The sequence below is a fragment of the Streptomyces sp. NPDC059649 genome, from assembly GCF_042734445.1.
Lineage (GTDB): Bacteria > Actinomycetota > Actinomycetes > Streptomycetales > Streptomycetaceae > Streptomyces.
Genome location: NZ_JBHWDV010000040.1, coordinates 59,285 through 74,215, shown reverse-complemented (window position 1 = coordinate 74,215; position 14,931 = coordinate 59,285). Strand labels below are relative to the sequence as shown.

Annotated in this window: 13 protein-coding genes; 3 read left to right on the top strand and 10 right to left on the bottom strand. The window is 71.4% G+C overall.

The annotated features are described in order from the left end of the window. Positions 1 to 672: 672 nt before the first annotated feature. The 4 genes from ACFV1J_RS30850 to ACFV1J_RS30835 form a co-directional block, all read right to left on the bottom strand. Entirely contained in the window at positions 673 to 2,091 is a 1,419-nt protein-coding gene (locus tag ACFV1J_RS30850; RefSeq protein WP_385863525.1) for a sugar porter family MFS transporter, read from the bottom strand. Positions 2,092 to 2,323: 232 nt separating this feature from the next. Next, positions 2,324 to 5,953: a chromosome segregation protein SMC gene (gene smc / locus ACFV1J_RS30845; RefSeq protein ID WP_385863523.1), complete on the bottom strand. Its 3,630-nt coding sequence runs from the start codon at positions 5,951 to 5,953 to the stop codon at positions 2,324 to 2,326. Between the two features lie 404 nt (positions 5,954 to 6,357). Further along, the gene (locus ACFV1J_RS30840; protein WP_006602857.1) at positions 6,358 to 6,561 is read right to left on the bottom strand and encodes a hypothetical protein; all 204 of its coding nucleotides are present in this window, start codon (positions 6,559 to 6,561) and stop codon (positions 6,358 to 6,360) included. Between the two features lie 380 nt (positions 6,562 to 6,941). After that, positions 6,942 to 7,223 carry an acylphosphatase gene (locus ACFV1J_RS30835; protein ID WP_385863520.1) on the bottom strand — a complete coding sequence of 94 codons (282 nt, stop codon included), beginning with the start codon at positions 7,221 to 7,223 and terminating at the stop codon, positions 6,942 to 6,944. A gap of 131 nt (positions 7,224 to 7,354) precedes the next feature. Here ACFV1J_RS30835 and ACFV1J_RS30830 point away from each other — a divergent pair, with 131 nt between their 5' ends. Beyond that, positions 7,355 to 8,302, top strand: coding sequence for a CAP domain-containing protein (locus ACFV1J_RS30830; protein WP_385863519.1), 948 nt, complete (start codon positions 7,355 to 7,357; stop codon positions 8,300 to 8,302). A gap of 131 nt (positions 8,303 to 8,433) precedes the next feature. Next, the gene (locus ACFV1J_RS30825; protein WP_385863517.1) at positions 8,434 to 8,820 is read left to right on the top strand and encodes a hypothetical protein; all 387 of its coding nucleotides are present in this window, start codon (positions 8,434 to 8,436) and stop codon (positions 8,818 to 8,820) included. A 136-nt stretch (positions 8,821 to 8,956) separates the two neighbouring features. Here the strand turns inward: ACFV1J_RS30825 and ACFV1J_RS30820 are convergent, their stop codons facing one another. Beyond that, a complete protein-coding gene (locus ACFV1J_RS30820) occupies positions 8,957 to 9,547 on the bottom strand; it encodes a flavodoxin family protein (RefSeq protein WP_385863531.1) in 591 nt (196 codons plus the stop codon). 170 nt (positions 9,548 to 9,717) lie between these two features. Here ACFV1J_RS30820 and ACFV1J_RS30815 point away from each other — a divergent pair, with 170 nt between their 5' ends. Further along, positions 9,718 to 10,146, top strand: coding sequence for a winged helix-turn-helix transcriptional regulator (locus tag ACFV1J_RS30815; protein WP_385863515.1), 429 nt, complete (start codon positions 9,718 to 9,720; stop codon positions 10,144 to 10,146). Positions 10,147 to 10,179: 33 nt separating this feature from the next. Here ACFV1J_RS30815 and mutM read toward each other — a convergent pair whose 3' ends face one another. The 5 genes from mutM to ACFV1J_RS30790 all read right to left on the bottom strand — a co-directional run bounded on the left by mutM (position 10,180) and on the right by ACFV1J_RS30790 (position 14,806). Continuing rightward, entirely contained in the window at positions 10,180 to 11,106 is a 927-nt protein-coding gene (gene mutM, locus ACFV1J_RS30810) for a bifunctional DNA-formamidopyrimidine glycosylase/DNA-(apurinic or apyrimidinic site) lyase (RefSeq protein WP_385863512.1), read from the bottom strand. 93 nt (positions 11,107 to 11,199) lie between these two features. Beyond that, positions 11,200 to 12,072 carry a ribonuclease III gene (gene rnc, locus ACFV1J_RS30805; RefSeq protein WP_385863510.1) on the bottom strand — a complete coding sequence of 291 codons (873 nt, stop codon included), beginning with the start codon at positions 12,070 to 12,072 and terminating at the stop codon, positions 11,200 to 11,202. A gap of 7 nt (positions 12,073 to 12,079) precedes the next feature. Continuing rightward, complete coding sequence (rpmF, locus tag ACFV1J_RS30800) at positions 12,080 to 12,253, bottom strand: 50S ribosomal protein L32 (protein WP_028802425.1); 174 nt, start codon at positions 12,251 to 12,253, stop codon at positions 12,080 to 12,082. A gap of 2 nt (positions 12,254 to 12,255) precedes the next feature. After that, complete coding sequence (locus tag ACFV1J_RS30795; protein ID WP_385863507.1) at positions 12,256 to 12,849, bottom strand: YceD family protein; 594 nt, start codon at positions 12,847 to 12,849, stop codon at positions 12,256 to 12,258. 856 nt (positions 12,850 to 13,705) lie between these two features. Further along, positions 13,706 to 14,806: a cell division initiation protein gene (locus ACFV1J_RS30790; protein ID WP_385863506.1), complete on the bottom strand. Its 1,101-nt coding sequence runs from the start codon at positions 14,804 to 14,806 to the stop codon at positions 13,706 to 13,708. Between the last annotated feature and the right edge of the window lie 125 nt (positions 14,807 to 14,931).

The window sequence follows — 14,931 nt, the reverse complement described above, 5'->3', positions numbered from 1 at the left end:
TGTGTGGACTGCTTCGCTTTACGTCCACACAACCGGCCCCTCCGGCCCGTCCCCTCCCGTGAGGGGGGAAGTTAAGGACGGTGGGGGTGGACGTCGAGGGTCCCTTAGGGCGAGGCCGAACAGATCCCGTAGGGGTACGGGGCACCCCTTGCGGGCCACAACTCGACGGGCCGGGGCGGTATTCCCTACACCGCGCGACACCAGACGCCGCACGACACGAGACACCGCCGGACGACAACGCCGAACGACAACGCCCGCCCCCACTCAGCTCTCGCCCCCACCCACGGGAGGAGCTGGACCGGAGGACGAAGTCTGGAGGGCCGGCACCGCACCCAAAAACACCACGCCCGCCGCCAGGCGCAACGGCGAGCAACCTCGACGGCGGGACAGACGGGTACGTGCGGGGCGCCGCAAAGCGGCAACGGCGAGCGAGCCCCGCGGCGGAACAGACGGGGTACGCACAAGGCGCCGCAAAGCGGCAACGGCGAACAAGCCCCGCGGCGGGAAAGCCAGGTACGTGGGAGGGACCGCAAAGCGGCAACGGCGAGCAACCCCCGCGGCGCCGCAGACAGGTACGTGGGCGGCCGGCCAAGCGCAGCGAAAAGCTGGTGCCCCGAACCGCCTGTCGGTCCGGGGCAACAGCTTGCACTGAGGAGTGGGCTGGCGGGGGTGTTAGCCCATCTCCTCCAACGCCTTGCCCTTCGTCTCCTTCACGAACTTGAGCACGAAGGGGATCGAGAGCAGGGCGAAGATCATGTAGATCACGTACGTGCCCGAGAGGTTCCAGTCGGACAGGCTCGGGAAGCTGGCCGTGATGGCCCAGTTGGCGATCCACTGCGCGGAGGCGGCGACGCCCAGCGCGGCGGCGCGGATCTTGTTCGGGAACATCTCGCCGAGGAAGACCCAGACCACCACGCCCCAGGAGAGGGCGAAGAAGAGCACGAAGACGTGGGCGGCGATCAGGGCCACGGTGCCTTCGACGGAGGGCAGGGTGCCGGCCGCGGTCTTGGCGGAGAAGGCCCAGGCCTCCAGGCCGAGCGAGAGGGCCATACCGACCGAGCCGATCAGCGCCAGCGGGCGGCGGCCGATCCTGTCGACGAAGATCATCGCGATCACGGTGCCGATGATGTTGATGATCGACGTGGTGAAGCTGTAGAAGAACGAGCTCTGCGGGTTGATGCCGACGGACTGCCACAGCGCCGAGGAGTAGTAGAACGCCACGTTGATGCCGACCAGCTGCTGGAAGACCGAGAGGCCGATGCCGACCCAGACGATCGGCAGGAAGCCCATCTTGCTGCCGAGCAGGTCCTTGAAGGTCGACTTGTGCTCGCGGCGCATCGCGTCCTGGATCTCGGCGACCCGGGTGTCGAGGTTCACCGTGTGGCCCTCGACCTCGGTCAGGACCTCCCTGGCCCGGGAGATCTTGCCGATGGAGATCAGGTAGCGCGGCGACTCGGGGATCGCGAAGGACAGCAGGCCGTAGAGGACGGCCGGGATGACCATCACGCCGAGCATCCACTGCCAGGCCTCCAGGCCGGCGATGGTGCCGCGCTGCTTGCCGTCGGCGAGGTTGAGGATGCCCCAGTTGACGAGCTGGGAGACGGCGATGCCGACGACGATGGCAGCCTGCTGGAAGGAGCCGAGGCGGCCGCGGTAGGCGGGCGGCGAGACCTCGGCGATGTAGGCCGGGCCGATGACCGAGGCCATACCGATGGCGAAGCCGCCGATGATCCGCCAGAGGGCGAGGTCCCACAGCGCGAACGGCAGGGCGGACCCCACGGCACTGATGGTGAACAGCACCGAGGCGATCTGCATCACCCGGATGCGTCCTATCCGGTCGGCGATCCGGCCGGCGGTGGCGGCTCCGATGGCGCAGCCGATCAGAGCGACGGCGATCACCTGGGCCAGGACGGCGGACCCGACTTCGTAGCGGCTGCGGATCGCCTCGACGGCGCCGTTGATCACGGAACTGTCGTATCCGAAGAGAAAGCCGCCCATCGCGGCAGCCGCGGTGATGAAGATGACATGGCCGAGGTGGTCGGGGTGGGCCTTGCGGCCTTCCGGAACCGTCGGCTGCGCGGTGCTGGTCAACGTGAACTCCAGTGGCCCGGCTGCGCTGCCGGGCGTAGGGGGCTGGCACTTCTAGTGGTGCATAGGTTGGGGGTACCCACCACTTGAAGGTAAAAGCAACGTTGCAGAGACTATGCCTTCAAGTTTCGAAGTCAATAGGCCGAGATGGATTTGTTTCCCCGTGGTTCACGGGAGGGTTCATTCAACTTGTGAATTGATCAGGAACTGATGCCGTGTCGGACACTCGCTGCGATCAATGCAGCCGCTGGCTGATGACCTTCGACACGCCGTCCCCTTGCATGGATACCCCGTACAGGGCGTCAGCGACCTCCATCGTGCGCTTCTGATGCGTGATCACGATGAGCTGGGAGCTCTCCTGCAGCTCCTCCATGATCCGGATCAGCCGCTGCAGATTGGTGTCGTCCAGCGCCGCCTCGACCTCGTCCATGACGTAGAACGGGCTGGGCCGTGCCTTGAAGATCGACACCAGCAGGGCCACCGCGGTCAGCGACCGCTCGCCGCCGGACAGCAGTGACAGCCGCTTGACCTTCTTGCCCGGCGGCCGGGCCTCGACGTCCACACCGGTCGCCAGCATGTCGTCCGGGTCGGTGAGCACCAGCCGCCCCTCACCGCCGGGGAAGAGCCGCGCGAAGACGCCCTCGAACTCCCGGGCGGTGTCGTGGTACGCCTCGGTGAAGACCTGCTCCACCCGCTCGTCGACCTCCTTGACCACCCTCAACAGGTCGGCCCGGGTCTTCTTCAAGTCTTCAAGCTGTTCGCTGAGGAACTGATGGCGCTCCTCCAGCGCAGCGAACTCCTCCAGCGCAAGCGGGTTCACCTTCCCGAGCTGCTGATACGCCCGCTCGGCCGCCCGCAGCCGCTTCTCCTGCTCGGCCCGCACATAGGGCACCGGCCGGTTACGGGGATGCTCGGGGTCGTCCGGCAGCGTCTCGCCCTCCGCCGGCGGCGACGGCGGCACGGGCTGGTCCGGCCCGTACTCGGCCACCAGCGCGGCCGGCTCCACCCCCAGCTCCTCCAGCGCCCGGGTCTCCAGCTGCTCGATCCGCAGCCGCTTCTCGGCGCCGAGCACCTCGCCCCGGTGCACCGAGTCGGTCAGCTTGTCCAGCTCGGACTTCAGGTCCCGGGCCGCGTTCCGTTCGGCCACCAGCGCCTGTTCCCGCTCGGCCTTGGCCCGGTCCGCGGCGGCCCGCTCCTCCTCGGCCCGCGCCACCGACACCTCGATGTGCGCCAGCAGCTGCCGCGCCCCGGACGCCACCGCCCCGGCCACCGCCGCCTCGTGCCGCAGCCGGGCGCGCCGCCGCTCGGCCCGCGCCCGCGCCTCCCGCTCCGCGCGCGCCCCCCGGTCCAGCGCGTCCGCCCGCCCGGCCAGCGCCTTGACCCGCTCCTCGTGCGTACGGGCCTGGAGCCGGGCCTCCATCTCGGTCTGCCGGGCGTTGGCCCCGTCCGCCGCCAGCCGGTCCCGTACGGAGGTGTCGGGCTCCTCGTCGCCGACGCCCGGCTCCTCCTCGGCGACGGCCAGCCGCTCGGCCAGCTCCTCGGCCTCCTCGGTGGCCCGGACCAGCGCCTCCTCCGCGCGGGCGGCCGCCGCGGCAGCCCGCTCGGCCTCACCTGCGGCCGCCCGGGCCTGCCCGCCGAGCCGGCCGAGGTCCCCGGCGACCTTGGACTTCTCCCGGTCCGCGGCCCGCCGCCGCTCGGCCAGCTCCTCGACCAGCGCGGCGCACTCCGCCCGCCGCGCCGCCGCGGCCCGCTGCTCCTCGGCCAGCCGCTCACACTGCGCCGCCAGCTGCTCCAGTTCGGCGGCCGCCTCGTCGACGGAGGCCTGCACCTCCAGCAGGCTCGGCGCACCGGCCGAGCCACCGTGCGCGAAGTGCGCCCCGAGCAGATCGCCCTCACCGGTCACCGCCAGCAGCTCCGGCCGCGCCGCCACCAGGTCCTCGGCGTCCTCCAGCGTCCCGACGACCACGACGTCCCGCAGCAGCCGGGCCACCGCGGCCGTCAACTCCACGGGCCCCTGGACCAGTTGGCCGGCCGGTACGGGCTCCGCGCGGGGCCCGGGCACCCGGTGCACGGCGGCCGCGGCGGCATCCCCGGCCCCGCCGGCGGCGTCCCCGGCCCCGGCCTGTGCGGGCACCGTGCCCGTTCCGCCGGTGCCCAGCACCATCGCCGCCCGCCCGGCGTCCTGCTTGCGCAGCAGCCGGATGGCGTCGGCGGCGGTGGCCGGGTCACTGACCGCGACCGCGTCCGCCGCCGCACCGAGCGCCGCGGCCACCGGGACCTCGAAGCCGGGAGTGACGGTCAGCAGCTCGGCGGCCGGTCCGAGGACCCCGCTGAGCTGCTCGGACGCGGCGAGCAGGGCGCCGGTGCCGTCCTTGCGGCGCAGTCCGAGGGCGAGCGCGTCGTGCCGGGCGGCGGTCGCCGCGCGCTTGCGCTCGGCCGCGGTCAGCGCCTCCCGGGCGGCGGTCAGGGCGGCGTCCGCCTCGGCCAGTTCCCGGCGGGCCGACTCGTGCCGGGCCGCGCTCTCCTCGTCGTCCGCGTCCAGCCCCTCGACCTCGGCCTTGAGCTGCTCGTACTCCTCCTGGGCCACCGCCGCCCGCTGCCGGGCGTCGTCCCTGGCCTCGGCGAGCCGGCCGATCTCCGCCTGGGCCGACGCGGCCCGGCCGCGGGCCGCGGTGACCTGTCCGCTGAGCCGGGCCAGGCCCTCGCGGCGGTCGGCGATGGCCCGGGCCAGGTCCCGAAGCCGCCGTTCCTCGTCCGCCAACTGCCGCTCCAGCGCGGCACGGTGTTCGACGGTGTCCTCCAGCGCCCGGGTCGCCGCCTCCAGCGCGGCCGCCAACTCCGCCTCCTGCTCGCGGATCCGGGCCGCCTCCCGCTCCATGTCGTCCGGGTCGCGTCCGGGCCGCTCCTCGGGCGGGGCCGCGGTGGCGCTCTTGACCCGCGCCTCGGCCAGCGAGATCGTGCCGCGCACCCGCTCGGCGAGCTGCGACAGCTCGTACCAGGTCTGCTGGGCGCGCTGGACCCGCGGGGTGAGCGTACGGACCTCCTCCTCCAGGGCCGCCTCCTGCCGCTGGGCGGTGCGCAGCCGCTGCTCGGCGGCCTGCTTGCGTTCCTTGAGCGCGGCCTCGTCGGCGATCTCCGCCTGCAGCGCAGCACGCTGCGTGACGAGGTCGTCGGCGAGCAGCCGCAGCCGGGCGTCCCGCAGATCGGCCTGGATGACGGCGGCGCGCCGGGCGACCGCGGCCTGCCGCCCGAGCGGTTTGAGCTGCCGCCGCAGTTCGTCGGTCAGGTCCTGGACACGGGCGAGATTGGCCTTCATCGCCTCCAGCTTCCGCAGCGCCTTTTCCTTGCGCTTGCGGTGCTTGAGGACGCCGGCCGCCTCCTCGATGAACGCCCGGCGGCCCATCGGATCGGCATGCAGAACGGAATCGAGCTGGCCCTGTCCGACGATGACGTGCATCTCCCGGCCGATACCGGAATCGGAGAGCAATTCCTGGATATCGAGCAGCCGGCAGGTGTCCCCGTTGATCTGGTACTCGCTTCCGCCATTGCGGAACATGATCCGGGTGAGGGTGACTTCGGCGTACTCGATCGGCAGTGCACCGTCGGAGTTGTCGATCGTGAGCGAGACCTCGGCGCGGCCGAGCGGCGGCCGCCCGGTGGTCCCGGCGAAGATGACGTCCTCCATCTTTCCGCCGCGCAGCGACTTCGCGCCCTGCTCACCCATCACCCAGGACAGCGCGTCCACGACATTGGACTTGCCGGAACCATTGGGGCCCACGACACAGGTGATTCCCGGTTCGAACCGGAGTGTCGTGGCGGAGGCGAAGGACTTGAAGCCTCGCAGGGTCAGACTCTTGAGGTGCACGCCATTGGACTCTACCGGCCGGCCCTTGACGGACCACCCCAACATTCCGCCGCCGGCCCCGCCCCCGGTACCGGGCCCGGCACCGGGGGATACCGCGCCGTTCATTTTCGGTTTCACCGCGGAAAGCCGAGGGCACATCATGCGGTAAGGGAGGGGCGGTCCGGCCGCGAGGCCGTAATCGATCACGGGCCGCATTGATCGCGGACGGTATCCGGCAGCGGACGGTAACCATCACGAGAAGTGCCGGGCGCAGAAGACCGGGCACCCAAGAAGTGCCGGACGACGGACGACCGGACGGATGCCGAACCGGGAAACGACGAAGGGACGCCGAAGCGTCCCTTGCAGATCTTGAAGAGAGCGGTGCCTCAAGCGGCTGGCAAGCAGCCCTACCGGCCCTCGTCGGGTCAGGTGAGCGCGGGCTCCGCCTGGGGTACGTCGATGTCGAGCATCGAGTCGTCGCGACGTGCGGCAGCGGACAGCATGTCGTTTTCGGCCTGCATCCGGATAAGCTCGGATTCAAGGTCTTGGACGCGCTGCTGAAGCCGTCGCATCTCGGAGAGGACTCGGGGGTCGGAGCCGCCGACGTAACCGAGAAGCGCCTTTGCCATGATGGATGGTCCTCCACAATGAGTGACCGACCGAAGCGGTGTGGGTCGTGAGGGATTCGCACCCGCGGCTTGTCATTCTCTGGTGTACTCAATGCCAAACAGCTAAGGTGCGCGGGGATTCCAGAGTCTCACCAAACGGTTAGACGGTCAACACGATCACGCCCCGTATCCTCGGGCACCTGAGAGTGCGCGGCCGCGAGGGCGCTGCGCCGACTCCCCAGAAAGGTCCCGCGGGGGCGTGGAGATCATCCGTACAGCCGCAGCCTTGCACGGGTCGGCCGAGTTGGCAACCACCAGGGCTTATCTCCCGTAAGCAGCTGACGGAGACGCACTGCCAAGATCGCGAATAACGGCCGTGCGGCCGGTTTCCGCGGCCCCTGTCAGCGGATCTCGAAGCCGTCGTAGCCACCTCTGGGCGTGGCCCATATCTCAGTGACTCCGTCCACTCGCCCGGGCGTGTCCCCGGTCCGCAGCCATTCGAGCAACTGATCGCAACGGTCCTTGGGGCCCTCGGCGACCACCTGGACCCGGCCGTCATCGAGATTGCTCGCGAATCCGCTGAGTTCACCGATTCGCAGGGCGTTCGCACGGGTGAACCAGCGGAACCCGACACCCTGCACGCGCCCCCGTACCCATGCGGTCACCCGCACCTCTTCTTCCATGTGTGCACGTTAACCGGCCAATTGCTCAACGGGCACTTCGCCCCCTTGCGTCATGGCGTACAGTCCCCCGACAGCGAAGCTCACCCTTACGGGTGAGCGTGTTGACGCTGAGGACGGAAGGAAGACACCGGATGGGCCGCCATCGACGTCTTGCGAATCCCGTGCCGGCAGCCCCCGGCCCACGGCCTGTTGACGCCCCGACGGCTACCGGGCCGGCCGCCGGACCCGCCGACCCGGTGCGGCACGGCGCGCGCCGCTCGCACCGTGCGGCGCGCGCCCGTGGTGCGGCGCCGGTGCGCACCGGCCTGCTCGGCGCCTCCGCGGCGGTGGCGATGGGGGCCGTCGCGGTCGCCTCCGGACTGATCCCGGGCGGCGGCCAGTTCGACGGCGGTACGGCCGACGGACCCGGCGAGCGGGTACGGGCCGGCGCCCTGCCGGAGACCACCGCGCCGCAGGGCGGCCTCTCGGCGTCCCCCACCGATCGCGCCACCCTCCCGGCCAGCCGCGACAGCGCCCGCACCGCGGTCCCCGGCAGCACCGGCCCCACCACGCCGACGACCTCCCCCTCTCCGCACCGCCCGGCCAAATCCCCCACCCGAAAGGCCGATTCAGCCGGCTCCGCCGCGCCCACCGGCCACCCGTCGGCCTCCGCCTCCACGGCCCCGCACTCCACCGCGTCCGCCTCCGACGACACCGGCAGCGCGTCGTCCGCCCAGGCCCAGGTGCTGACCCTGGTCAACCAGGAGCGGTCCCGGGCCGGCTGCTCCCCCGTGACCGCCGACCCGGAACTGGCCTCCCTGGCCCAGCGGTTCAGCGAGGACATGGCCCGCCGCGGCTTCTTCGACCACACCGACCCCGACGGCCACACCCCCTGGGACCGCGCCGAGGCCCAGGGCATCAGCGGCCTCGGCGGCGAGAACATCGCCCGCGGCCAGGCCACCGCCCAGGCCGTCATGGACACCTGGATGCACAGCCCCGGCCACCGCGCCAACATCCTCAACTGCGAGTACAAGACCCTCGGCGTCGGCGTCCACTTCGGCCCGGGCGGGCCGTGGTGGACCCAGGATTTCGGCTTCTGACCTGCGCCTGCCGGGCTTCCGGCCTGCGCCTGGGCCGCTCCTGACCTGCCCCCGCGCTCCCGGAGGGCGCTCTGGTGCGCCGCTCATGCGCCCTGCATATGCCACCGCGGCCGCCGGTAACTTCGCCGCCCATGGAGGGACTGCGGAAGTACTGGGGATGGGTGGTCTTCGCGGTGCTCATCGCGGCCTGGCTGACCTCTGCGTTCGGACCGGGGGTACTGCTGACCCTTTCGGCGCTGAGCACCGTGTACTTCTTCTTCCGCGTCCCGGCGTGGTGTGGCGCCTCGGGGCGGGAGGGGACGTGCCGCAACAACAGCAAGGGCGTCCTGATGGGCTGCCATCTCCGTCAGCACAAGTGGCAGAAGTTCAAGCTGGTCGTGGTGCGGGAACGGTGGCGCCAGCTGGCGCGGGAGCTGTTCCCCAACGCGACGTCCGCCCTGGCGACGGTCGGCGGCATCCTCGTGGTCCTGTCGGGCGTCGCCTCCGTACTGCAGCCGTTCTGGGGGAAGGGCTGGTAGCCGCGCAGGGCCTCTGACCGTAGTGGTGGTCAGAGGCCCTGGTGCCGGTGCCGGAGCCGGCGCTGGTGCCGGGCGAAGCCCTTCACGCACCGTGACGGCCGGGCGCGGGTGAGCGCGACGCTCCCGCTCGTACCGGTCAGGCGGCCAGTGCGGCGCGGCCCGCGAGCGTGACCCGGGCCTGCTCGGCGAGGCGACGGCCGAGGTGTTCGGCGGTGGCGATATCGGCCTTGTGGACGCCCTCGGGGCCCTGGTCGTTGTTCGACTGCGCGGCGGCGCCCAGGAAGAAGCCCAGCCGGTTCAGGTCGTTCTCGGACGCGGTGGAGGAGTTCCAGCCGGGGAGCAGGTTGAGGCCGACCCAGGTCATGCCGTGCTGGGCGGCGAGCACCGTGAAGAACTGCAGGGTGTGCAGCTTGTCGCCGCTCTTGGAGGCGGAGTTGGTGAAGCCCGCCGCGAGCTTGTCCTGCCAGGCGCGGGTCGCCCAGCGCGCGGAGGTCGCCTCGGCGAAGACGTGGAACGCGCCGGAGGCGGTCCCCATGTAGGTCGGCGAGCCGAAGACGATCGCGTCGGAGGCGTCGAGCTGCTCCCACTGGGCCTCGGTGATCTCGTCGACCTTGATCAGGTGAACGGTGGCGCCCGCCTCGGCGGCGCCGGCCCGGACGGCCTCGGCCAGGACGGCGGTGTGGCCGAAGCCGGAGTGGTACGCGATCGAGACGACGGGCGCGGGCAGGGCAGGGGTGGTCACGGGGTCTCCTCCAAGGACGGGCCCCGGTCGGTCGTCGCCGGGGCGTCTGCACCGAGAAAAGCACTAACTTTTCGAAAGTGCAACCCAGAAGATAGCGCCATGCTTACGGATAGCGCTTTCCAGCAGTCAGCGCTATCGCGGAGTATGGTGTGAGGATGGCGACGACCAAGACCGCGGACCAGGCGAACGGGGAGGCCACCGGCGGCTGTCCGGACGACCTGGCCTACGACGTGTTCGCGCGCAACTGCCCCTCCCGCGACGCGCTCAAGCACGTCACCGACCGCTGGGGCAGCCTGACGCTGGGCGCGCTGCTCGACGGGACGTTCCGGTTCAACGAACTGCGGCGCCGGGTCGACGGGGTGAGCGAGAAGATGCTGTCGCAGACCCTGCAGGCGCTGGAGCGGGACGGCCTGGTGCACCGCGCGGCACAGCAGACCAACCCGCCGCGGGTGGACTACGCACTGACCCCTCTCGGGCATCAGGTCGCCCGCCAACTCCGGGAGCTGATCGACCTGGTGGAGGACCGGATGCCACAGGTGCTCCAGGCCCGGGAGCGCTACGACGCCGAGCACTCCGCGGGCTGAACCGCCGGCCGGTCGCGGTCCGCCGCGGGCTCTTCAGCGGCGTGGCGGCCGCTGGCAGCGCGGGCAGAAGTAACTGGAGCGGTTCATCCACGGCCGGCGGCGGATCGCCGTACCGCAGCGGCGGCAGGGCTCGTCCTCACGGCCGTAGGCGTCCAGCGAGCGCTCGAAGTAGCCGGACTCGCCGTTGACGTTGACGTAGAGGCTGTCGAAGCTGGTGCCGCCGACGGCCAGCGCGGCCCGCATCACGTCCCGTACGTGGCCGAGCAGCTCGGCGGTGCGCGGGCGGGTGAAGGTGGCGGTCGGCCGGTCGTAGTGGAGCTTGCTGCGCCAGAGCGCCTCATCGGCGTAGATGTTGCCGACGCCGCTGATCAGCGTCTGGTCGAGCAGCGCCCGCTTGACGGTGGTCCGGCGGCGGCGCAGCGCGTCGTGGAAGGCGGGGTCGTCGAAGGCCGGGTCGAGCGGGTCACGGGCGATGTGCGCGATGACGTCGGGCAGTTGGTCGGGGTCGCCGGGCACGGTGTCGTGCAGCGACAGACCGCCGAAGGTGCGCTGGTCGACGAAGCGGAGCTCGGTCCCCAGGTCGTCGGCGAACCGCAACCGGATGCGCAGGTGTTTCTCGTCCGGCGCGTCCTGTGGCTGGACCAGCAGCTGGCCGCTCATGCCGAGGTGGGCGAGGACCGCCAGGCCGTGGGTCACGTCGGGGGTGACGAGCGGCGCGATGCCCTCGGCGGCGGTCTGCGCGGCCGGGGTGCCCCCGGTGACCGGGATCCAGAGGTACTTGCCGCGGCGCCGCGCGGTCCCCAGGCGCAGCCCCTTGAGGCGTGCCGCGAAGTCCTCCGCCCCGGCCGTGTGGCGACGGATCGCGCGCGGATGCCGCACCTCGACGTCGTCGATGGTGCGGCCGTCGACCCAGCGCTCCAATCCGCGGCGAACGACCTCGACTTCGGGCAGCTCGGGCACGGCGGACTCCTCGGGACGACGACGGGCGGGAAAGACTTCTGACCCCGTCCGGGGCGACGCGCGGTCGCCCCGGACGGGGTCAGAAGAGGTGCTTCAGTGTGCCGACGACGAGCCGTCGTCGGCGGTGGTGGGAGCCGATCCGTCCGGGTCCGGCGCCGCGCCGTCACCGGCGGCCGCCGCCTTGGCCGCCTCGTCCGCCGCGGCGCGAATGGCACGCCACGCGGACTCCGCCGCCTGCTGCTCGGCTTCCTTCTTGCTGCGGCCGGTGCCGGTGCCGTACGAGACACCACCGACGCGGGCGGCAGCAGTAAAGGTCTTCTCGTGGTCCGGGCCGGTCTCGGTGACCAGGTACTCCGGGACGCCGAGACCCTCGGTCGCGGTGAGTTCCTGGAGGCTGGTCTTCCAGTCCAGACCCGCGCCCAGGCTGGACGACTTCTCGATGAGCGGGTCGAAGAGCCGGTGCACCAGCTCGGCGGCCGCGTCGAGACCCTGGTCGAGGTAGACCGCGCCGATCACCGCTTCCAGTGTGTCGGCGAGGATGGAGGCCTTGTCCCGGCCGCCCGTGCCCTCTTCGCCGCGTCCGAGGCGGATGAAGGCACCGAGGTCGAGGCCGCGCCCCACCTCGGCGAGCGCACGCGAGTTGACCACCGCGGCCCGCAACTTGGCCAGTTGGCCTTCGGGCAGGTCGGGGTGGATGCGGTACAGCGTGTCCGTGACCACCAGGCCGAGCACCGAGTCCCCGAGGAACTCCAGCCGCTCGTTGGTGGGCAGACCGCCGTTCTCGTATGCGTACGAGCGGTGCGTCAGCGCACGCACCAGAAGGGCGGACTCGAGCTGGTACCCGAGCCGCCCTTCCAGAAGCGTGTGGGACGAGGCTGTGTCCGCAGTAGCCGTTTCCTCCCCGCGCTTGCGGGATGCCGAAGGGGCGTCTTCCGCCTTCTTGGGGCTAGACACAGTGCCTGTCACCAGCCGCTCAGACCTCGAGGACCTGGCGCTTGTTGTAGGTGCCGCAAGCGGGGCACGCGATGTGCTGCTGCTTCGGCTCGTGGCAGCGCTCGCACGCCACCAGGGTGGGGACCGCAGCCTTCCACTGCGACCGGCGGTGGCGCGTGTTGCTGCGCGACATCTTCCGCTTCGGAACAGCCACGGCTACTTCTCCTGAGGTTCATCCCCGCCGTTGCGGGGTGCGTTGTCCTTCTCGCCGTCCTTGATGGTTCCGGCGAGTCCCTGCAGTGCCGCCCAACGGATGTCGACGGCGTCGTGATGGTGGTCCGGGTCGTCCGCGAGCCGCACTCCGCAGTCGGAACACAGGCCCGGGCAGTCGTCCTGGCACACCGGCTGCATCGGCAGTGCAAGCACCACCGCATCGCGCAGCACGGGTTCGAGGTCGAACAAGTCGTCCTCGATGAAGAGGGTGTCCTCCTCGTCCTCGGCGTCGTCGTCTGCGTCCTTGTCATGGACCCGGGCGTCGGCGTCGGGGTAGGCGAACAACTCCTGGAAGTCGCTGTCGAGCTCTCGCTCCAGCGGCTCCAGACACCTTACGCACTCCCCCTTGACCGTTGCACGGGCGGTGCCCGTGACGAGCACTCCGTCCATGACCGATTCGAGGCGGAGGTCGAGCTCGATCGGGGCGCCCTCGGGCACACCGACGACCTCGTTGCCGAGGTCCGCGGGGGCCTCGACGGAGCGGGAGACCCTCTTGAGCGCACCGGGACGCCGGCCCAGCTCACGTGTGTCGAACACGAGAGGGGCGCGATGGTCGAGGCGGGCGTTGATGGCTTCCTGCTTTCTACGGGGTTTTCGCGCCGCCCGCCCTTCACTGGGAAATGCGGGCAGCAGAGATCGCGGAAATACTCGCGACCGAAGAGCCAGGATACTGGAAGGCCCCCGATAGGCCCAATCCGCACCCACTCCCCCGGCCACACCACGGCCACGTACGAGCCACGCTACGGCTGTGTACGGGGCGGGTAGGGGTCGGGTAGGGGTTGCGTGGGGCCCGCATACGGGTCGCGTAGGTCGCTGTATGGGTCGGGTAGGTCGCTGTGCGGGGCGCGTAGGGGCCGGCGGCGTACGGGCCCGCGTCGGCCGGGACCCACGTCGGCCGCTCCCCTCGGGGGGCCGGGTCACGCGGCGGGCGGGTCATGCGGCGGGCGGCCACGCGGCGGGCGGCTGTGGGGGCTGTGGCACTGCCGACGCCGCGATCGCCGCGATCGCCCACCGGCCGTGAAGGGACGTGAAGCGACGCCTCGGCCGCTCGGCCGCCCACCTTGGCCGTCCATCGGGGCCGGAAAACACCTAGGGGGCAGGGGAACAGATCCCGTAGGGGACACGAGAGCCCCCTGGGGCCACAACCAGGTGGGGGCGGGGGAAATTCCAGCGGCGGGGGCTTCCATCGGACGGGGTCGGCCCTCCGACGGCGCCCTCCGACGGCGCCCCCCGGCGGTGGGTTCTTCCAGCGGCAGGGACCCACCGTCAGTGAGGATTCCCTCCGCGGCAGGGGGCTTCCAACCGTTGGGGGCCGACGTCGGGCACCAGCGGCCACCCCGCCCCACGCTTCCGGCAGCGGGGCCCGTGGGCCCGCCGGCAGCCGGGGCGCGCCCTAAGGGCGGCCCTCCTCGTATTGGCGGAGTTGGTCGAGGTTGATCATGCTGGTGTCGAAGAGGCTGGTCTCGTCCAGGGCGGCGGGCTGGGTGGCCGTGTGCGGGGCGTGCTGGGGCTGCTGGGGCACCTGGGGGTGGAGGTAGGCGTTCGGGTCGTAGCCGGGCTGCTGGGGCTGCTGCTGCCAGTCGTAGGCGTACGGGTCCTGGGGCTGGGCGTACGCGGCGGCCTGCTGGGGCTGCTGGTAGCCGTAGACGTCCTGCTGGGCGTAGGCGGCCGGGTCGTAGTAGCCCTGCTGCTGGGGCTGGAGCGGCTGCTGGTGTTCCTCGGGCTGTTCCTGCGGGGGTGCCGCCGGCGTCTGCGGTTCGCGGTCGGCGCCGATGCCGGCCAGCTCGGCCAGGTAGTCCGCGTCGGCCTGCGGCTGCGCGTTCTGCGGGTCACCCTGGGCCGCCAGATGTACGCCGAGCTCGTCGATCGCCCGGGCGCCCTGGAGCTTGTCGCGGCCCCGGCCGACCGCCTCCAGCGTCTTGGTCAGCACGGCCTGGAAGGCGCCGAACTTGGCGTCCACGTAGGCGTCCGCGCGCTGCCTGAGGGTCTCGGGGTCGGCGCTGCGCTCGGGGGCCTCGGTGTCCTCGTAGCCCTGCTCGTCGAGTCCGGGGCCCCGGCCGAGCAGCTTCTCGCGGCCACGGTCGACGGATCCGATGGTCTTGGTGAGGACGACCTCGAAGTTGGCGAGCTTGGAGTCGACGTAGTCGTCGGCCTCGGCGCGGATCTCGTCGGCCTCCTGACGGGCCTCGGCGAGGATCCGGTCCGCCTCCTCCTGCGACTGCCGGGCGACCTCGGTGTCGGAGATCAGCGAACCGCGCTGGGCGTGCGCGGACTCGATGATCCGCTCCGCCTCGGCGCGTGCCTCCTCGACCATCTGCTCCCGGCCGCCGAGCAGCTCCTGGGCCTGGGCGAGCGATCCGGGCAGTGCGGCGCGCACCTCCTCCAGCATGGCGAGCAGCTGGGCGCGGTTGACCACGCACGAGGCCGACATGGGCATGGACCGGGCGCCGGCGACGGTCGCGACGATGTCGTCGAGCTTCTTCTGCACGTCCACCTTGGACTCGCCACTCTCTGAGGGGTTGGAACGACGGAACGGGACGACTGTACGTCCAGCGGCCCTCCGCCCGACACCAACTGACGGAGCGTCAGAAAGTGCCCGCGGCCGGTGCGCCGGGTGCG